Source organism: Paenibacillus sp. FSL R10-2199, assembly GCF_038000235.1.
In the GTDB taxonomy this organism is placed as follows: Bacteria; Bacillota; Bacilli; order Paenibacillales; family Paenibacillaceae; genus Paenibacillus_AQ; species Paenibacillus_AQ phytohabitans.
Map to the genome: position 1 here is coordinate 4395303 of NZ_JBBOBO010000001.1, position 19373 is coordinate 4414675.

At 46.5% G+C, this 19373-nt stretch carries 19 protein-coding genes and 1 pseudogene; 19 read left to right on the top strand and 1 reads right to left on the bottom strand.

Annotated elements, in window-relative coordinates; genetic code table 11:
• Positions 1–51 precede the first annotated feature (51 nt).
• Positions 52–270 (bottom strand): helix-turn-helix domain-containing protein, encoded by a 219-nt coding sequence (locus NYE33_RS19015; protein WP_042138254.1) that lies wholly within the window; start codon positions 268–270, stop codon positions 52–54.
• Between the two features lie 113 nt (positions 271–383).
• On the opposite strand from NYE33_RS19015, the gene NYE33_RS19020 reads away from it, so the two are divergent.
• The 19 genes and pseudogenes from NYE33_RS19020 (at position 384) to NYE33_RS19110 (ending at position 19342) form a co-directional block, all read left to right on the top strand.
• Positions 384–674, top strand: a complete 291-nt coding sequence (locus tag NYE33_RS19020; RefSeq protein WP_341067023.1) for a DUF6809 family protein — start codon at positions 384–386, stop codon at positions 672–674.
• Positions 675–828: 154 nt separating this feature from the next.
• Entirely contained in the window at positions 829–1065 is a 237-nt protein-coding gene (locus NYE33_RS19025; protein WP_341067025.1) for a hypothetical protein, read from the top strand.
• 319 nt (positions 1066–1384) lie between these two features.
• Positions 1385–2356 carry a MerR family transcriptional regulator gene (locus tag NYE33_RS19030; protein ID WP_336101825.1) on the top strand — a complete coding sequence of 324 codons (972 nt, stop codon included), beginning with the start codon at positions 1385–1387 and terminating at the stop codon, positions 2354–2356.
• A 279-nt stretch (positions 2357–2635) separates the two neighbouring features.
• Positions 2636–3163 carry a hypothetical protein gene (locus NYE33_RS19035; RefSeq protein WP_076243214.1) on the top strand — a complete coding sequence of 176 codons (528 nt, stop codon included), beginning with the start codon at positions 2636–2638 and terminating at the stop codon, positions 3161–3163.
• A 68-nt stretch (positions 3164–3231) separates the two neighbouring features.
• Positions 3232–3591, top strand: coding sequence for an NUDIX hydrolase (locus NYE33_RS19040; protein WP_083705408.1), 360 nt, complete (start codon positions 3232–3234; stop codon positions 3589–3591).
• Positions 3573–3789 (top strand): annotated as a pseudogene (locus NYE33_RS19045) (IS5/IS1182 family transposase); the annotation flags it as partial. The gene NYE33_RS19040 and the pseudogene NYE33_RS19045, both read left to right, overlap by 19 nt.
• Positions 3790–4612: 823 nt before the next feature.
• Positions 4613–5086, top strand: coding sequence for a hypothetical protein (locus NYE33_RS19050; RefSeq protein ID WP_341067029.1), 474 nt, complete (start codon positions 4613–4615; stop codon positions 5084–5086).
• A gap of 972 nt (positions 5087–6058) precedes the next feature.
• Positions 6059–6403, top strand: a complete 345-nt coding sequence (locus tag NYE33_RS19055; protein ID WP_042138245.1) for a serine hydrolase domain-containing protein — start codon at positions 6059–6061, stop codon at positions 6401–6403.
• Positions 6396–7028 (top strand): serine hydrolase domain-containing protein, encoded by a 633-nt coding sequence (locus NYE33_RS19060; RefSeq protein WP_341067031.1) that lies wholly within the window; start codon positions 6396–6398, stop codon positions 7026–7028. The genes NYE33_RS19055 and NYE33_RS19060 overlap by 8 nt, the downstream gene beginning before the upstream one ends.
• Positions 7029–7446: 418 nt before the next feature.
• On the top strand, positions 7447–8184 hold the full coding sequence (locus tag NYE33_RS19065) for a metallophosphoesterase family protein (RefSeq protein ID WP_042138241.1): 738 nt from the start codon (positions 7447–7449) through the stop codon (positions 8182–8184).
• Between the two features lie 735 nt (positions 8185–8919).
• Positions 8920–9180, top strand: a complete 261-nt coding sequence (locus tag NYE33_RS19070; protein WP_336101820.1) for a helix-turn-helix domain-containing protein — start codon at positions 8920–8922, stop codon at positions 9178–9180.
• Between the two features lie 26 nt (positions 9181–9206).
• The gene (locus NYE33_RS19075; protein WP_341067033.1) at positions 9207–9896 is read left to right on the top strand and encodes a hypothetical protein; all 690 of its coding nucleotides are present in this window, start codon (positions 9207–9209) and stop codon (positions 9894–9896) included.
• A gap of 26 nt (positions 9897–9922) precedes the next feature.
• Positions 9923–10984, top strand: a complete 1062-nt coding sequence (locus NYE33_RS19080; protein ID WP_341067035.1) for a DUF1648 domain-containing protein — start codon at positions 9923–9925, stop codon at positions 10982–10984.
• A 399-nt stretch (positions 10985–11383) separates the two neighbouring features.
• The gene (locus NYE33_RS19085) at positions 11384–13192 is read left to right on the top strand and encodes a cache domain-containing sensor histidine kinase (protein ID WP_341067037.1); all 1809 of its coding nucleotides are present in this window, start codon (positions 11384–11386) and stop codon (positions 13190–13192) included.
• Complete coding sequence (locus tag NYE33_RS19090) at positions 13193–14827, top strand: response regulator (protein ID WP_336101817.1); 1635 nt, start codon at positions 13193–13195, stop codon at positions 14825–14827.
• Positions 14828–15028: 201 nt separating this feature from the next.
• Positions 15029–16417, top strand: coding sequence for an ABC transporter substrate-binding protein (locus NYE33_RS19095; RefSeq protein WP_042138230.1), 1389 nt, complete (start codon positions 15029–15031; stop codon positions 16415–16417).
• 105 nt (positions 16418–16522) lie between these two features.
• The gene (locus NYE33_RS19100) at positions 16523–17425 is read left to right on the top strand and encodes a carbohydrate ABC transporter permease (RefSeq protein WP_341067038.1); all 903 of its coding nucleotides are present in this window, start codon (positions 16523–16525) and stop codon (positions 17423–17425) included.
• 13 nt (positions 17426–17438) lie between these two features.
• Positions 17439–18275 carry a carbohydrate ABC transporter permease gene (locus tag NYE33_RS19105; protein WP_052421923.1) on the top strand — a complete coding sequence of 279 codons (837 nt, stop codon included), beginning with the start codon at positions 17439–17441 and terminating at the stop codon, positions 18273–18275.
• Positions 18276–18331: 56 nt separating this feature from the next.
• A complete protein-coding gene (locus NYE33_RS19110; RefSeq protein ID WP_341067041.1) occupies positions 18332–19342 on the top strand; it encodes a glycoside hydrolase family 130 protein in 1011 nt (336 codons plus the stop codon).
• Positions 19343–19373: the final 31 nt, after the last annotated feature.

Consider the following 19373-nt stretch of genomic DNA (forward strand, 5'->3'; position numbering starts at 1 on the left):
TGGTGTGAGAGGACGGGGGCTTGCCGCCCCCTCCTACTCGATAATACTATTTTATTTTTGCGGATAGCGCTTGGGATTATTGGTCTGCCCTAAAATGTAGTCGATGCTTACTTTATGGAAATTCGCCAGCGTAATTAAAACGGCACTCGGAACATCCAAATTCCCATTCTCGTAGCGGGAGTAGGTGGCTTGTGTGATATGTAAAAGCTCAGCCATTTGTTGCTGCGTCAGATCTTTGTCTTCGCGTAAATCGCGGATTCTTGTGTACAATGCTCATCACCCAAGCCAAGTTTACTTTATGCGAAAAATGCATATTGTTATTTATGCAGTTTTCGCATAAAATTTATACATGATTGAAGTATTAGTTTGTGAAAGGAGGCCTGGTGGTAATCATTTTGGAGGATTTCTATTATGGAAGATTGCACCCGAATGAGTTGATTAAGCCAAATGATCCGGAATTGCAGAAGATTAATCAGAAAACCATTGATTTATTACAAATGCTAAAAGCGAGGTTATCCGAAGAAGATTTTGACCTAGTCGAAATGCTATATGATTTACAGAGTGACTCAAGCTCGTTGCATTCAGCGTTATCTTTTATCCAAGGCTATAAAATAGGAGCTTTAATGATGATCGATGTATTTAGTGACAAAGATTCTGTTTACGAAGGTCTATAGTACGTTAGTAATGGAAACCGGGGTGAAAATAAAGCTTCGGTTTCTTTGTTGGAAAAAAATCACATGGGGAAGTTCTTTTGGAAGGGCAGAAGGGGATATTGTCGAATATTAAAAAGATTATTGGGAAGCAAATCGGTCAGGGAGTGTGCCAATAGTGAACAAAAAGTTAATCGCATCAAGTTTTCTTATTATGTTGTCAGTGGTATGTCTATCCATTACGGTCTATGCAGCCACTGCAGCATACTCTTTAAGGGTAAACGGGGCTGCCATTAAAGGGGAAGCTAAAGTCATTGATGGAGTGACCTATGTACCTTTGCGTACAGTTATTGAAGGGATGGGAGGGTCATATCATGTCATGCCTGAGTCGAATACAATGAGTCCAATCCATTAATTTTTGGTTCAAAAGCATATTTCGAAATGAATGAAAATTTTGATAAATTCATTGGTTCAGTCTCTATTGAAGAAGCGAATACGGGAAAGGATGTTTTGAAAAACCTTAATTCCTGAAGGTCATCCATCTGGGATGATGGTTTTATCAAGTCCAGATGACCGGCAGAATGCTCTATGGATGAAGGTAGAGTAACGTCGTAATACTTAAGGATAATTACATAAGCTTCCGGTACCAGGTCTCTTGACTCTAACGTCGCGTAAACCTGTATATTTACTCTCATGAAGGAGGGATAGTCATCGAACTGCAAACCATCAGTCAGGTGTCAAAGCACTTTTCAGTCTCCACCCGTACCCTTAGGTATTACGAGCAAATCGGGCTGATTACGCCTGCGAAAAAGGAAGATTCCGCATACCGCGCATACGATCCCGAAGCCATCACACGTCTGCGTCAGATTATCGTTCTGCGTAAACTGCGGATTCCGCTCAGACAGATTGCCGAAATTCTGCAAAGCGCGGAAGCGCGTGTTGCCATCGAAGCTTTTGAGCGTAACCTTGCGGATATTGAGGACGAGATCACCGCGCTCTCCACCATTCGCAGTGTTATCAAAGCCTTTGTCGAATATCTGAATCTCAGAGGTGCGAAATTCGCACTGCCTGACGACGCAAGTTTACTGGAGGTTGTGGATTCCTTGACTGTCTCGAAAATCAACTTCAAGGAGGAAAAGTCAATGGAAGAATTAAACAAGGCAAATGAAAATTTAAACAAGCTGGCGGACAAAGATGTGCGGATTGTCTATCTGCCGCCCATGACTGTGGCTGCTGCTTATGCAACGGGAGAAGGCTGCGAAGGCAAAGCGCTGGATATGATCACGCAATTTGTAACAGAAAGCGGATTGCTAACAATTAAACCCGACGCCCGGAGTTTTGGTTTTGACTGCTCTAAAGGGGCAGCAGGAATCGGAGAACCCTCCCATGTATATGAGGTGTGGGTATCCATTCCGGGCGACACAGAGGTTCCCGCGCCTTTAGTCAAACGTACGTTTGACGGCGGGTTATATGCCGCACATGTGCTCAGGGCATGGGACTTCGAGGACTGGCGTTTATTAAAAGAATGGGTTAACGCAAGCAATAAATATGATAATGATTGGGATTCTCCGCGCTGGGCATCGCTTGAAACGGTTGCAGGGCAAGGATTTGAGGAAACATTGAATTTTTATAATTACGTACAAAATGGCGGTAAAATGGACGATTTACAGCTTGATTTATTGTTTCCGATTAAGGAGAAGGTATAAGAGTAAGATCGCCGGGTAAGGCAGATTAAAATCGGCGGTTATAATTGGGTGTCCCGACATACAAAATTACACAGCTGTGATTATAACCGCAGATATTATAGAACAATGCGCCAGTGAATTCCAATCGGTATTTCCTCTTACATACGATAATCCTCCCAAACCATGAACAACTACTCCATATATATCTGCGTACGTGTAACAAAAGCTGAATTCATTTCGTTATAGTCAATGAGTAATGGTTCCCAATAAGAGCGAGAAAACAATGGAGGAGGGGACGGTTTGGTCAGAATTGTCTTAACATTAATGACGCTTCTATTCAGTCTAACGGGCTGTTCCGCTTCGCATAATGCCACAACATTAGACCACAATGCTACTGCGGCAAAAGATTATTTGGAATCTAAGGGTTACAAGGTCTCTTCGTATGAAGGCTCCAGTGAAGTCTACACCTTAACAAAAGAAAAGTTAATGAATTTACCATATTCCAATTACTGGGGGCTGCAAACCGAAGATCCCAGTGTTTATCTGGACAAAGAGGTTAACGTACAGAAGTTCATAGTAACAAACCATCCATTGGATAACTGGAAATCCACAAGCGCCAAACCGGAGAATATTGTTAAATCTAAAGGGAAAACCGCAATTTGGATCTATGTCGTGGATAACCAGGCAGTAGGCGGACATTCTTATCCAGTAATCGATCAGGCCATGGATGGCGGCGTATGGTCATTAGATGGAAGAACATTAGAAGAAGTGCATTCTATGAGTTATAAAGCTTGGTTAGAGCAATGGGAAGCAAAGTTTGGCAGCTAATGAAATATTAAGAATCGCAAAGATTCGTTATGCCGTGGGTGTCACATATCTAAGAAAGGGTGGGTTCGATGTTCTACGTTAATTCAAGAGCATTCATTGAACGATTCAATGATGGAGAACCTGAGATCGTCATACAAAGAAGAATGAAAACAGATACCTCCTTTAAGTTCGAACTTCCCGGGGGGAGAATTGAACCCTTTGAGTCGTTGATCCAAGCCCTGATCAGAGAGGTTAAAGAAGAGACTGGATTAGATGTATACGAAATAGAAGGAAATGAGACAAGAATTGATACCCTAGGGATTAATCCAGAATTTGATGTGGAATGCCTTCAACCATTCGCAGCCTATCATACGGTTAAAGGTCCGGTCGATTCCATCGGGTATTATTTTAGATGTAAGGCAAAGGGTGAAAGAGCAACGAACATGTAAAGCAAGCTGCGTTTCAGCAAAGAGAAGCCTTTAAAGCCAAAATTAAAGAACGCTACAAAATTGGAGCCGAAAATAGCGAATCAATCACAGACACGGGTACGATGTTGCATCTCCTCGGGTTCAGTTGGCATGGGAATTCAGGGAGCTATGGCGATATTCACTGTTAGTTTAAAACGAATATTGAAACTTATGGGGTAGATAAAAGTCGAAGAATTAGGTGAGAAAAAACGACGACCATTCGGAGGGACCGAATAGGCGTCGTTTTTTTTGATACATTTTTCAGTGGCCTCAGATGGCGAGAGCAGTTTTTTCAAACTTAGTATTTCTGGATGTCCCCAATTGGCCCTGATCGTTCGTTGCACATGTATACACATCCCCGTCTTCGGCAAGTACTGCAGAAAAATCATATCCTGTTAAAATTCATTTACTTCTCGAAAGCCCTTGCACTTGTACAGGCGAAGAGCGAAACGTCGTCGCCTAGTTGTCCTATGTCATTCATCCCCCAAGGGTCCGAAGCTTTCGTCATCCTTTAATATAAGACCATGATTCGATAGAAACGATACTTTCACAAACTTTGGACTGGACGTGGATGCAAAGATAGGCGTCGGATCAAACTAGACATATCATAAATAATAATAGTACATACCTTTTCATGTTACTCATTCTCCTTACCTCCGTAATTTCTTCATTTAATATAATCCCAGATCAATAACACCGTATCACCATTAATGATAACTGGGGCAGATTTATGTGCAATTACACATTTTATATTAATCAACCTAAAAATATTTTAATAGTTGATTTAATTTTCAATTACGCTTACTGGTTTAGTTTGGTCTAACTTAGTTACAAAGCGGCTTTAAATCTTACTTACTGCATCAGTGAAGTCCTTGCTCCGTAAGAGGTTCGCTCACGAGCTCGCCATCATTGTTAAGTTCAGCTTATATAGTGACATTTTTCATGAAATATATTAGTAATTTATGGTAAAGTTCTTATATCAAAAAAGAAGGGATTGGTATTAATGAGAAAATTATCCTTGTATACATTTTCATTTGCATTAATTGCGAGTCTTTCTCTCTCTTCGGTAGTTTTGGCAGCTCCAATTGATAATAGTACATTGAGACAGGTGCAAACATCTGGGGCAGATAAGACTTGGGTCGGTGAATGGCAGGGAGAGGATACAATTATCGTTGACTCCCTTGGCAATGTTACTACCTCTGGTGAACTCAAAAAAACATCAAGTTTAGTATTTCCAACAGAATCCACAACTATCCGAGACGTATTAATTCAACCGGACTTACTAACTCCCACTTTTGAACTCCCAAACGAATCTTTTGCCACCTTGGCATCCGATTATGGTCATGCATGGCCCTATTCGGCTGTTAATAGTTCTGCAGTTAACTGCTATGGTTATGCTACCAAAGCCCCATGGAAAATGAATCCTGGCGATGGAGATGGCGTTTCAAAGCAGATTCACAATATTTTACGAATGTGAATTATGTTGCTAACCTGGTAGTCCAAGATGGAAATACAAATTCATTATATTTTATACCTGGCTGGCGAATACTAAGTAGCAGAACTGCGGCCGTTAACGCCGATGAACATCGAATAGCTTTAAGAATTGGTTGGATTGATACCAATGGTAATGGTAAAGTTGACTTCCTGACCAGTATGGTTTTGGTGGAGATAATGTTGATTATCATTTTATGCTTCAAAATAGCACAGGAACCTGGTCTGAAAAACACGGTCCAAATCCATCACAAAATACTGGAATTACTGATCCAAGTAATTTTATCTGGAGCAATGGTATCTACTATAATTTTTATAACAGTTCTACGGTTTATATTGCTGCCAAGGTTCACTAATATCTAACACACAAACAAGCGGTGGTTGTCATTTCTGCCGCTTGTTTATCATATTTTGATAAAAATATATTTCATTAAGAACTCAGACTTAATTAACGTTTATAAATGAACATCTTTAACAAAACTCCGCAATCCGCTACAGTCGTGATCATCTTTCTCTAGAATATCCTTTAATAGTGCTATTCCCTTATCGACTGGAGAGTCTTTATCTAAGAATTATCCGTCGAGTCATATGAATAATCATCCCCAGAGTTTCATTGTAGTTTTTGCACCTTCAAAGACATATACTTTTGTTGTTTCTTTAAATGTGCAAGACACGATGATAATTAAACAGCTACCTGATAATGGGCTATTAAGTGCAAGATTAACATGGAAACTTTGTCGAGAAAGAAGATAAAAAGGCAGTAACTTCTAGCCATTGATGAGATGTCCGTGTGAATCAATCTTTTAATGAAACTTCTGCTAATAATTTGGCAGGAGTTTTTTATTTGGAAGCAAGGTATATATTCGCAGGGAACGGGATGGAATGAACGTCTAAATTAAGAACAGCATAGTGACTTAGGGATTTTGAATTTGATATACGAATTCAAAGGAGAACGACAATGCAGAAGAGTACTAGGAGAAAGGAAACTATTGTAACAGTAAGTGCAGTCCTGCTGATCGTGCTCATCGCTACTACTGCATGTTGGCATTCGATTGGAAATTTATTTGGATCGGGAAATTATGCTATTGAGCAAAACATGGTGAAAACCATTATGAGCAAAACAGCGACTCCAGGCGTTGCCATCGTATCATCCAAACAGGGCGAGACAGAATTTAGGGTGTACGGCTACGCCGATGTGGAACAAGAAAAGCCGGTCACTGAGGAAACACTTTTCGAATTGGGCTCGACCACCAAAGCGTTTACGGCTCTAGCTGTTATTTTGCTACAAGAAGAGGGTGCTTAGCTTATTCCGATTATATTTCAGATTATCTTCTCTGGTTTGCTCCAGATTACAAGGGGAGAAAACTGAGATTTCTATTAGACAACTATTGGCTCATACAAGCGGTATACCGTCATGGAGCATCAGGTTAATTCCTGAAGGTACAACGGAAGAAATGCTTGGAACAACCATACATAAGATTTCTAATATTGCGCTAGATACAAATCCGGGGACTGAATATCAGTATGCAACTGTTAATTATGATATTTTAGCAATGATTATCGAACAAGTTACAGGTATAAATTATCAGGATTATGTAACTGGGCACATACTGATTCCGCTGGGGATGACTGACAGTTATTTTTCAACAGGACAGGAAAAGAAGCTGGAGCAGCTTACTCAAGGTTATCGCGCGTTTTTCGGGAAAAGCTTAGCATACAACGCCCCCAGATATTATGGAGATATTGCAGCGGGATATTTGGTAACGAATTTCAAGGATTTGGAGCACTGGATCACTGCCCAGATGGAAATAGGCGATCTACCGGATAATCTGAAGAACGCAATTTATCAAACACATGAGGTTGACATCCGGGCAGCCGGATATGAGTCTGTAAACCAACTATTCCTTCCTCAACGGCACCCTCGTTGATTGCGCAGAACAGGTATGGGCAAATGAATTAGAGCCCTATGAACACCTATAAATATGACGATATCTACATCATAACTGATCTGGTATCATCGTTGTTAGTTCTGTTAGCCGCTATTGGCATCATTCTTAAGGTAATGATACTAGCCGTAGGGACACCCCGACACATAATAGATGAGCAAGATAGACGCAGGAAAAAGACCAGGGTTCGTATTACTCTACTCTTTAGAATGCTGCTGTTAGTTTTGACACTGATCTGGCCTTATCTGTTGAACTATAGTTACCCTATGCTTACCGTATGGATGTCCTATTCGGTATTGTTGTGGATGGGGCTTACTGCTATTAACTGCGTGTTATCCATTTTATTGGCTGTCCGCTCTTTGAATCATTATAAAATAGACAAAGGAAGTGTCGATAGATTATGAAGATTGGAGTAATTGCTGATATCCACGGTAATGCTCCTGCCTTAAAGGCAGTTCTTAATGAGTTTGACCTGAGGCGGGACATTGAACATATTTATTGCTTAGGAGATATGATAGGGATTGGACCAGATACAAATGAAGTTCTGACAATCTTATTTGCCAGAAGTGATGTCTCAATGATTACCGGGAATCACGATGAAGCAGTTTTAGCACTTCAAAAAGGGGAAGATTATCCATTAAGCCACTCTCACGCTAAAGAGCATCACCAATGGATAGCAGATCTTATGGACAAAGGCTTCATCACCAGATTAGAACAGTTGCCTCGGACAATCACTTTAACAATCGAAGGCAAGTCTATATTGTTTATCCATTATCATATTGAGCAGACCCAATTAAATGAACATATAAGCAAAGATCCTTTTAGTGAAATTGTTGAGCCGAGTTTAGATAATTTACTCTCTCTATTCAAAGGAAGCGAAGACAAATTAATATGTTTTGGGCATCATCATCCAATTCATTTTTTTGAGGGTAAAGATACTATCTTTTTAAATCCCGGTTCTTTAGGATGCAATTCACAACCAACTGCCCGATATTCAGTAGTAGATATAGCAAAGGACAAAATTACAGTCAGTTTAGAGGAAGTCTCCTATGATAACACAAAATTTTTAGAGTCATATGAATTATTGCAGGTTCCAGAACGTGACTTTCTTATCAAAGTATTTCACAGCAATCAGTAAAAACAGAAAAGAAGGAGTGAAAAAGCTGGTGTTGAACCTGGTAAAGCGGAATGAGAACAAGCTCCTGTGATTATCACACGAGCTTGTTTGCGCTTGCAATCGGAACATCCAAATTACCGCTCTCATAGCGGGAGTAGGTGGCTTGTTATGTAAAAGCTCAGCCATTTGTTGTAGTTACATACTTTTTCGTTGAACGAGGCACGGAGTCATCCTTGACAATATTTTGCAAATGGCGTACTGTATGCGGTAAGTGATAAGTAGTAAGTAGTAAGTAAAACGATTTCAAAAGGTTCTTCATACACACGAATCACGAACCGGCTTATCTAAATCATGAGTAGGGGTGGATGGCTATGATGGATTTAAAATTAGCACAAAGTTTTCACTGATCGCCATGGAATAGAGTTAGGGGTCAAACAGTTCCTGCAAATGAAGTCGTCGTTTATGAAGACAGATGCGGGCAGCAGTATCAATTTTTTCTTCCCTTTCCTTGAGCGGTCACAAGCTGTCTTTGTAGAGACAGAGGCTTGGTTCGATAATTCTAATAAAAGGCTAAACTCCGTCCTTACAAGGCTAAAATCCTATGGACATGAGGTAAGGTGATTGAGAGAGGTTCATTTGCGACTGTCAAAATAGATAATTTGTTATACGATGCGATGCCGCATTATGTGATGATGAGAGTACCGATTCAAGGTGTGCGTCTTGTTCCGAAGCGCCCAATGTAAAGGAGTTGTATCCATGTCTAGGCAACGTTCCATGGAGGCGATTCTGGCCTCAGAGCATGTGTCAATAGGTGAATTGGTAAGAATCACAGGTTCCCGTTATAGCACGCTGAAACATTACACCGAAGAAGGTATGCTGCCCTTTGAACAGGCTGAAGAGAATTTAACACGCAGGTATAAAAGAGAGGAAACCGTCGCACGCATTATTTGGATAAAAGAGCTGAAAGCGAACGGTTTATCTATCCCGCAAATTAAAGAAGCTATAGGCATGAGTTAGTTAAAATATTGAAGGTGGCATATATAATGAAGGTTAAGATTTTATTTATTTTATTGACAGTTTCGTTAGCAATAAATGCTGTGATATTTTATGGATTATCTAAATATGATTTAGTTGAAAAAGGAAGTACTCAATTACCTAAAACAAGTATGGCAGCAGATTCATTGAAATTAACAGAAAATAAAGTTGACATAGAAGAAAAAGTAAAATCTGGTTACGGATATATCTATAGTTTAACGGATGATCAAATCATGAAAGCGATCAATGAAGGAAAAAAAGATGGTGCATATTTTGGTGAAGACTTCAAATTACCTTTATTATCATCGACCAGCAACGATAGTACATTTGAATACAGGGACGTATTTATTAATACACCTTACAGATTTGTGGCAATACATTCAAGTAATCAATACGCAAAATATGATAGGACGTCATCTATAGAAGAAGTGTGGAAATTTATCAGCTATGATCATATTTCATTCTCTGCTTATGTGATGCGTGGATGGGCTAAGATGTTAGCCATTGAAATGATACAGGAAGGTAGAATATTACAACCATACAAGACTGAAAATAATGCGAATGGAGATATGAAGAGTGTCAATTTTTCAGTCAATGATATAGATTTTCGGGAACCTGCTTCTTTGAAAATATTTGAAAAAAGTAATCCTGAAAAATATGCAGAGTATAAGATCGCTTTCGAGGATTATGTGAAATAATATCCATGTAGAATGAGGTGAATGGTATGACGATACTGCCTGTTATAATATTTATCCTAGTATTTGTACCTTCCATTGTACTCATCGTGAGTATGCCGTATTTAACAAAAGAGACGATTAGTTTCGGAGTCACCGTCAGCGCTGTACAATTCCTCAGTGAGCCGCTGCGCCAGATGCGGAGGTCATATGCCAGGATTAGTGCTATTCTATATACCATCCTATTCATTGTTGGCATCCTATGCCTAATCTACAGTGATGAACATTCGAAGCAAGTCAGTTGGATTATTATTACCTATGCACTCGCCATGCTCGTAATCTCCCTTGTCATTAATATTAGCTATCATTTAAAAATGAAAAGTGTACTGCCCACGCTGACTATTGCTCCTGAACCATCGATCATGACCGTGGACACTGAATTGCCAAACAGAAACAGGGGCTTATCTAATTATTGGTTCTTCATTCATGTTGTCATTATGGTTGTTAATATTGTATTTGTGCTCCGCAACTACGATCTGATTCCTGATCAGCTTCCAATTCATTATAACAGCAGTTTGAGCATAGACCGCTATGCAGCTAAATCGTATACCTCTGTGTTTATGACTACGCTAATTCAAGGGCTCGTAATACTGTTGTTCCTATTTGAGAATTGGAGTATTCGCAGAGAGAAACAGCAGGTTAGAGAAGACGTAACTTACCGCCGGGCTTGGTCGTGTTTTATGATTACAGCCAGCTTCCTAATAGTGATCCTGTTAGCCGTCGGGCAGCTCAATATGATATCTCTGCTTAACATCAATTTCGCTATCCCCGTTATCCTAATCATAATAGCCTTTATCATCCTATACGCCCTCGCCTTATCGTTCTGGGCGGGTCAGGTCGAAAGCCGCTTGGAGCGATCTGCCGATAGCGCCAATGTCAGACCTGTCCATGATGAAGATAAATGGAAATTAGGTATGATTTATTTCAATCGCAAAGATCCAAACCTAATTGTCGAGAAAAGGTTCGGAGTCGGCTGGGGATTAAATTTCGGTCACCCGGTTGTCTGGCTGATTTTGCTCGGAGTTATTGTAGTGTTAGTTGTGGTGCGGTAAGAAAGCTTTAAGTGATGGGACTAGCGTAAAACAAGCTCATGTGGTTCGTCACCGGGCTTGTTTTTGTGCTGCTTAAGATCTTTGTCTCCGTCTAAACTGCGGATTTTTGTATGCAATGATCATTATTCTAATTTAACTTTTGGAGTAAGGTTTCTTTTGGTTCGTTCGGTTAAGTAAATAGTCAGTACTCGTCATATGAAAATCTGCCAGTTTAATCAGAATCGCGGTGGGAATATAATCATCACCATGTTATGCGGAGGGCCCCCTGCCTATTGATAATAAGGGACGGAATCCGCTAAATAATCATGCCCTGTCTTGACGCCGGGCTGGAGCAGCCGTATGGTACAAGTGACAAGAACATACAAACATAGGGAGGTACATGCTCAAGAAGGGGGAACTATGAATACATTCACAGCCTATGCAAGGCAGATCCGGCGGCAGATCGCCAGCAGGTATTACCGGATATCCATCAAGCAGCGGATTCTGTTCTCGTTCATCATGCTGATCACACTGTCCATCAGTGCGATGGGCAGCTTCTCGTATTGGATCGCCGCGCAGGAGATTGAGGATAATGCTTACGCCAGCAGCCAGGAAACGGTCGGCAAAACTACCCAGCTGCTGGATTCCCGCCTGAATGATGTGGCACTGTCCGTGCAGTCCCTGATGCTGAGCGATGCGTACCGGAAGATGATGATGGATGTGCTCAGCCATGATGTGTCGAATTATTATGTGCATCTGTCGGATCTGCAATATGTGCTCTCACAGGCGACGTTTAATCAACCGATTATCGAGAATGTGCTGATCGTCACGCCGATAGGCGACTTCTACTCCACCACGCAAATCCGCGCGCAGGATAACTCGTTTTACGGCTCGGAATTATATGATCTCAGCAAGGAGCAGCCGGGCGGCTACTGGGCCAAGGGGCATTATGACCGGCTGTTCACGGGCAGCCAGCGGGTCGTCTCCTTCGTGGTCCGGGGAATCTATGAATACCCGTATACGCCGGTCAGCAATGTGTTTATCGTCGTCAATATCCGGGAGAGCCGGATTGACGAACTGCTGAATCAGGGCGGGCAGCAGCCCGGCCGGAATTATTACCTGATGAGCGGGGAGGGGGATGCAGTGGTGGAGTCGCGCTGGCCGTTCCGCGGCAGATTTCCCTGGAAGCCGGTGCTTGCGGAAGGCGGCGCAGCAGCCGAACCGCAGGAGCATACCTACAGCTATGGCGGCAAGGAGTATCTGGTCAATTATAAAAGCTCTGCAGCATCTCCTGACTGGATCATCTCCGGCATGCAGTCGCGCGACCAGCTGCTGGGCAAGCTGGAGAGGGTGCAGCGCATCACCCTGTATGTAATCGGTGTCTTTCTGCTGACTACCTGGCTGATCTCTAATCAGCTGACGTCTGTGCTGCTGAGGCCGCTGTTCAAGCTGCGGCGGCTGATGCGCAGGGTCGAAGAGAACCAGCTTAGTGTAGTTTATGAGAGCCGCTATGAGGATGAGGTCGCCCAGGTCGGCTTTCAGTTCAACCGGATGATGTCGGAGATTAAGGCACTGATTGAGGATGTGAAGTCGAAGGAGGAGGACAAGCGGCATGCGGAGATCCGGGCCCTTACCGCGCAGATGGAGCCGCACTTCCTGTACAATACGCTGAATACGATTTATTGCAAATCGGTATTGGGCGTGAATGAGGATGTGAATGAGATGATCCTGTCATTATCGCAGATGTTCCAGATCGGGCTTAGCGGAGGGAAGGATCTGATTACCCTCGAGGATGAGTTGTCCCATGTGCGGCAGTATTTCTCCATTCAGCAGAAATGCTATGAAGGACTGTTTGAATACAGCATTACGGTTGAGGATGAAGAGCTGCTGTCCTGCCCGCTTCCCAAAATCATCCTGCAGCCGGTTGTGGAGAACAGCATCCAGCACGGGTTCAGTGACCGGTCCGGGGGAGGCCGGATTGACATCACGGTCAGCCGGGAGCTGGAGATGCTGCATATTACTATTACCGACAACGGGCGGGGGCTCGATGCCGGGAAGGTTAGGCAGGGAATGAGCAGCGCCCCGCAGTCCAAGAAGGGCTACGCCCTGTTCAACATCAGACATCGCCTGGCGCTCTACTACGGAGAGGAAGCCCTCATGGAAGTGGACGGAGAACCGGGCAAGGGGTCGCAGACGGAGCTGTGGATTCCGTTAAGAGAGGAGCGATAGATGATGGACCAGAAGCTGGAGCCGGGAAGGTTCAAGTTATGTATCATCGACGATATTAAAAGTGTGGTGGAGATGATCTCTCGCAAGCCGGCGTGGCAGGAGCACGGTATTGAGGTCGCCGGCACGGCGCTCGACGGTGAAGAGGGGCTGCGGATCATCCGCGAGACCCGGCCCGATATTGTGCTGACCGATATCCGGATGCCGAGAATGGACGGGCTGAAGATGACCCGGGCGATACTGGAAGATCTGCCGGACTGCAAGATTATTATCCTTAGCGCTTACTCGGAATTCGCTTACGCTCAGGAAGCCATCCGGCTGGGGGCGCTCGATTTCGTGAAGAAGCCTTTTTCGCTGGATGAGATTGTGAATGTGGTGCTGAAGGCCAAGGAGCTGTGCCGGGAAGAACGGCAGGAGACTGCGAGACTGGCGGTGATGGAGTCCAAAATCAGGGAGAGCCTGCCCATCCTCCGCCAGGAGTATCTGACCTTCCTGCTGCATCACCAGACGACAGAGGCGGATGCCCGGTCCAGGTGGGCATATCTCGATATCCCGCTTGCGCAACATGACTTCTTCGTGTTTGTCGCAGAGATCGATCATTTCGCCGAGAAGCTTCAGGGCCAGCCTGTGCAGGAGGTGGAGCTGCTGCGGTTCAGCCTGCACAATATTCTCGAAGAGACGATTTCCGCCTGGACCCGCGGTGTGATTATCCGTGAGGCTACAGACCGGTATGTCTGCATCATGAACGGCTCGGCCCCGGATACCGCTGCGCTGATTACGGAAGCCTGCTGCACGAATGTAAGCCAATTCTCCCGTAATACACTCTCTATTGGCGTGGGGCCTGGTGTATCAGCGATTCATGAGCTGGCTACCGCCTACAGGCAGGCGCTGAGCGCTCTGGGTTATCATTTCTATACCGGAGGCAACGGTGTATATCATTACGGCAATATCGAGAATAAGCCGCTCTCGCTTCACAGCTATTCCGCCGCCGCCGAGCAGGAGCTGCTGTTTGCCCTGCGTTCCGGCAATTCCGGCAAAAGCCTGCAGGTGCTGGACCAGCTGTTCTCGGAGCTGCTGGACAGCGAGCTTTTGCCTGAGCCAAGGTATGTCGAAAGCGTCGGCTATGAGCTGAGCTCCAAGATCTGCCGGGTTCTGCTTGAGCAGTTTCCCTATGAGCAGGTGGAGCCGCTGGAGCGCGGAATTGAGGCAATGAAGAACCGGGTGCATCCTTCCCTTCAGGATATCCGGAGCCTGCTGTCCGGGCTGTGCCGGGAGGCCTGCGCGCTGGTGGAGGAAGCCCGTTCCCTGGAATCCACGCGGATTATCCATCAGGCGATCGCTTATATCCGGAGTCATCTGGATACGGGGCTGTCACTGGAGCAGGTTGCGAAGCAGATTAACCTCAGCCCAGGATATTTCTCCAACCTGTTTAAGAAGGTGCAGGGGGGTTCCTTTCAGCAATACGTGATGCATGAGAAGATGGAGAAGGCCAAGGCAATGCTGATCGGCGGCCTGCAGGTACAGGAGATTGCCCAGGATCTCGGCTACGAGCACAGGCGCTATTTCAGCGAGGTGTTCAAGAAGTATACAGGAATGACCCCGTCGGAGTTTAAGCTGCATTACCTTGGAAAAGAATAAAGAAGGACAAGGGAGGGGCTTCCGCCAAGCGGAGAGTCACTCCCTTTTATATGATGGGCAGCTTCCGACCGGCAGTGTGCCGGCAACTCCCGCAGAAACCTGCCCTCAATGTGGGCTTACCCGCCTTATGTGAAAGCGTTACCCATTCTATAATCAGGTTGTAAGTTAAATTCAGCAGCGATAAATAAGGGGGCACTACCAATGATGAAGCGTACGCTAATGACATCAATGAGCCTGGTTCTGGCACTTGGCCTGGCAGCCTGCGGCAACGGTAACAGTGGCGGCGGCAATGCAGCAGAAGGCTCAGGAGATGCAGCGACAGGCGGTTCAGGGGAAAAAACCAAAATCAGCTACTGGACGGGCGACCGCCATGACGCCGATTTCGTGAAAGAGAAGGTGGCCGAGTTCAACAGGGCCAATACGGACGGTATTGAGGTGGAGCTGGTCGTCAAGGGCGATGACTTCGATACCGCACTGGATCTGTCCTTCCAGACCTCGGATGCCCCGGATGTGATCCGGGTGAAGGAGAACACCATCCAGACGTTCTACAAGAAGGGCTTTCTCGCGCCCATTGATGAATTCCTCACCGATGAGCTGAAGGCGAAGTTCCCGGCCATGCCGGATCTGAATGAATTTGACGGCAAACGTTACAGCCTGCCGAACTACGGAACGACGATGCGCCTGGTGTACAACAAGGACCTGTTCGCCAAAGCGGGCGTCGAGAATCCGCCAACCACGTTGCAGGAGCTGGTGGATACAGCCAAAAAGCTGACCGAAGCGGGTAAAGCTGACGGCGCTTACGGCTTTGCACTGAATTTCAAGAGTCCCTCCAGTGCATTCGCACGTTCGGCACGGGTCATTGCGGAAATGAGCGGTTATGGCGGCTTCGGGTATGACTTCAAGACTGCCCGCTACGATTTCAGCGGCCTCGAGCCGATTATTAATGCCTTCAAGCAGATCAAGGATGACGGCAGCATGCTTCCGGGTGTGGAATCGTTGGATATCGATCCGCTGCGGGCCCAATTTGCCGAAGGCAAGATCGGAATGTATATCTCCTACTCCTCTGAGCCTGGTGTGTATAAGAACCAGTTCCCGGCCAAGATCGACTGGGCTGCGGCTCCGGCACCTACAATTGACGGCATGGTGAAGGGCGCTTCCGGCTTCCTCGGCGGCCAATGGCTGAGTCTCAGCTCGAAATCGGAGAATAAGGAAGCGGCCTGGAAGTTCATGCAGTTCATGTACGGGGATCAGGTGCTGACGGATTATCAGGAGAAAGGCTTCGGCATCTCCATGGTTCCATCCATCAGTGCGGTTGCCGCAACACCGGATGTCAACGGCATCGAAGGCTTCCTTCCCAATAAAAATGACGGGGTATGGCCGATCTATCCGGCGGTTGCACCGGAGGGCATGAAGTCGGATGACGCCTTCTTCAAATATATGCTCAATGGCGGCGATCTGAAGGCGGTCATCGCGGATTTGAACAAGCGTTATAATGCTGCGCTGGACAGCGCTATTGCCAATGACGGAATCAAGGCTGAGCCGGATGCAGGCTTTGATCCGGCCGGCCTGGGCGGCAAGTTCGCCAAGTAACCGGAAGGCGAAACATAGAGAAACAGGTCAGATGACGGGGATGGGGAAGCTGCGTTCTCCACCCCTCTGCTCTGACCGTAAGGGAAAGGAGCCGGAAGAAATCAGATGAATAAAACAAAAAATGCCTTATTCTCATACAGCTTTATCTTTCCAAGCGCCCTTCTGACCATTGTGCTCGGAATCTACCCGATTGCCTGGGCGTTCCGCTACATGTTCTATGACTATAAGGGTTATGGAACGGCCCGGTTTACCGGTCTGGACAATTTCAGCCGCATTCTGAAGGATACCCAATTCTGGGATTCGGTGGTGAATACCTTTGTCTATGCAGGCGGCAAGCTGTTGATCACGATTCCGCTGGCTCTGCTGCTGGCCGCAATCCTGAACCGGGGGCTGCGGGGCAGACAGCTGCTGCGGGGGATTTTTTTCATGCCGACCGTCATCAGTACAGCCGTTATGGCTGTCGTTTTTTTTACCATTTTCAACTCGTATAACGGGATTCTCAATCAGTTCCTGATCAAACTCGGTCTAAGCAATTCCGGGATTGACTGGCTGGGTCCGAAGTATGCCATGCTCACCGTCATTCTGGTTGCGGCCTGGGGCGCGGTCGGGAACTATATGCTGCTCTTCCTCGCCGGTCTGCAGAATATTCCTGAGGATGTGTATGAAGCCTCTGCCCTGGACGGGGCAAGCAAAATCCAGCAGTTCCGCTACGTGACGCTGCCGATGCTCGGACCTGTCATGCAGATGGTTATTATGCTGGCGATCATTACAGCCCTGAAGGGCTACGAGAGCATTATGGTTCTGACCGAAGGCGGTCCGGTAGGCAAGACGGAAGTAATGTTCCTGTATTTATACAAATTATTCTTTCCTGTAGGCGGGGGGAGTGCAGGAGTTCAGGTACAGGAGTTCGGATATGGAAGTGCGGTCGCCTTTGTGTCCGCGATAATCGTCGGGATCATATCACTCATTTATTTCTACGCCTCCCGGCGGATGAATCAGACCGATTGAGGAGAGACGCGAGATGAGAATAAGAACCATACTGGGCAACACTGTACTGTGGATTTTTCTGCTGGCCTTTGCTTTTATCACCCTGATTCCGGTCGTCATCACCGTGCTGGGCTCCTTCAAAACGAATGCCGAGCTGACCACCGGAGCGACCTTCCTGCCAAGCAGCTGGCACTTCTCTAACTATGCTGAAGCCTGGACACAGGCGAATTTCTCCAAATATACACTGAACAGCCTGATTATTTCACTGTCAGCGGTAGTAGGCACTTTACTGGTTTCTTCCATGGCAGCTTATGTGGTGGACCGGATGGACTTTTTCGGCAAAAAAATATATATCGGCCTGCAATCCTTCACCATGTTCGTGGCCGTGGGGGCGGTGGTGCTGCGTCCGCAATTCGATCTGATGGTTAAGCTTCATCTGCACAGCAGCCTCTGGGGCGTAATTCTGATCCTGATCTCCGCACACGCGTCGATATTCTTCATTCTGTTCAGCTTCATGAAGGGAATTCCCCGGGAGCTGGACGAGGCGGCGCTGATCGACGGCAGTTCGCTCGGCCGGACCTTCTGGCGGATTATTCTGCCGCTGCTCGGACCCGGACTCGGCGTAGGTGCGCTGTTCACCTTCCGCGGTGCGTGGAATGAATATCTGCTGCCGCTCGTGTTCACGATGACGAAGCCGGAGCTGCAGACGCTGACTGTCGGGCTGGCGAACCTGAAATACGGGATTTCGGCCGCTTCCCAGACCCACTATATGATGGCGGGCGCCTGCTTGTCCATTCTGCCGATTCTCGTGGCCTATCTGTTCGCCAACAAATCCTTCATGCAGATGACGGCCGGTTCACTCAAAGGGTAACGGTCCGGCCCTGCGCAACCCATATTCCATATTTAACATTCAAGGAGGTACACCCCATGACTCAACACGCTCCGGCAATTCTGCAATCTGCCCCGTTCATCCGGCGGTATCCGGGCAATCCTGTGCTGGATGCAACGAAGGTTCCTTACCCCACCGCACTGGTATTCAATGCCGGTGTAACGAAATTTAACGGCAAGTATGTGATGATCTTCCGTAATGATTACGGCTCACTGGTCGATCAGACGCTTGAGCCGCACCACACCACGGATCTCGGCATTGCTTACAGTGACGACGGACTGAGCTGGTCCGCCGGCCCGAAGCCAGTGTTCAAAATGCATGACGAGGAAATTATCCGCGCCTACGACCCGCGCCTGACCGTGATCGGCGGCCGTTGTTATATGTGTTTTGCCGTGGATACGCACCATGGCATTCGCGGCGGAATTGCCGTTACCGATGATCTGGAACACTTCGAGGTGCTCAGCCTGTCTACACCGGACCTGCGCAATATGGTACTGTTTCCCGAGCCCATCGGCGGCAAGTATGTCCGGCTGGAGCGTCCCTTCACGGTATACAGCCGCGGCGGACGGGACCGCTTCGATGCCTGGATCTCCGAGTCGCCGGACCTGAAGCATTGGGGCAACTCCAGCCTGCTGCTCGCCGTCGAGCAGGTGCCGTTTGCCAATGACAAGGTTGGCCCGGCCGCACCTCCGGTCCGGACGGATAAGGGCTGGCTGACCACCTTCCATGCGGTGGATGTGGACCCGGCCAGAGGCAAGCAAGGTTGGGAGGACACATGGAAGAAGCGCTATACCGCCGGAATTATGCTGCTGGATCTGGAGGACCCCCGCAAGGTGATCGGCATGAGCAAGCAGCCGCTGCTGGCACCGGAGACAGACTATGAGATTGGCGGGGGATTCCGCAATCATGTGATTTTTCCGGGAGGAATGATTCTGGAGGATGACGGCGAGGTCAAGATCTATTACGGCTCTGCGGATACGGTGGAATGTCTGGCAACGGCCCATGTGGACGATCTGCTCCGGCTCTGTCTGGAGCCGGAGCATAGATAAGATTGGAAGCAGGCTGAGGGCGGAAATGCGG

Coding starts and splice junctions, on each gene's coding strand:
- NYE33_RS19075 (WP_341067033.1), top strand. CDS start 9,207: ATGAAGGTTAAGATTTTATTTATTTTATTGACAGTTTCGTTAGCAATA.
- NYE33_RS19065 (WP_042138241.1), top strand. CDS start 7,447: ATGAAGATTGGAGTAATTGCTGATATCCACGGTAATGCTCCTGCCTTA.
- NYE33_RS19085 (WP_341067037.1), top strand. CDS start 11,384: ATGAATACATTCACAGCCTATGCAAGGCAGATCCGGCGGCAGATCGCC.
- NYE33_RS19070 (WP_336101820.1), top strand. CDS start 8,920: ATGTCTAGGCAACGTTCCATGGAGGCGATTCTGGCCTCAGAGCATGTG.
- NYE33_RS19095 (WP_042138230.1), top strand. CDS start 15,029: ATGATGAAGCGTACGCTAATGACATCAATGAGCCTGGTTCTGGCACTT.
- NYE33_RS19055 (WP_042138245.1), top strand. CDS start 6,059: ATGCAGAAGAGTACTAGGAGAAAGGAAACTATTGTAACAGTAAGTGCA.
- NYE33_RS19090 (WP_336101817.1), top strand. CDS start 13,193: ATGATGGACCAGAAGCTGGAGCCGGGAAGGTTCAAGTTATGTATCATC.
- NYE33_RS19080 (WP_341067035.1), top strand. CDS start 9,923: ATGACGATACTGCCTGTTATAATATTTATCCTAGTATTTGTACCTTCC.
- NYE33_RS19050 (WP_341067029.1), top strand. CDS start 4,613: ATGAGAAAATTATCCTTGTATACATTTTCATTTGCATTAATTGCGAGT.
- NYE33_RS19040 (WP_083705408.1), top strand. CDS start 3,232: ATGTTCTACGTTAATTCAAGAGCATTCATTGAACGATTCAATGATGGA.
- NYE33_RS19110 (WP_341067041.1), top strand. CDS start 18,332: ATGACTCAACACGCTCCGGCAATTCTGCAATCTGCCCCGTTCATCCGG.
- NYE33_RS19105 (WP_052421923.1), top strand. CDS start 17,439: ATGAGAATAAGAACCATACTGGGCAACACTGTACTGTGGATTTTTCTG.
- NYE33_RS19100 (WP_341067038.1), top strand. CDS start 16,523: ATGAATAAAACAAAAAATGCCTTATTCTCATACAGCTTTATCTTTCCA.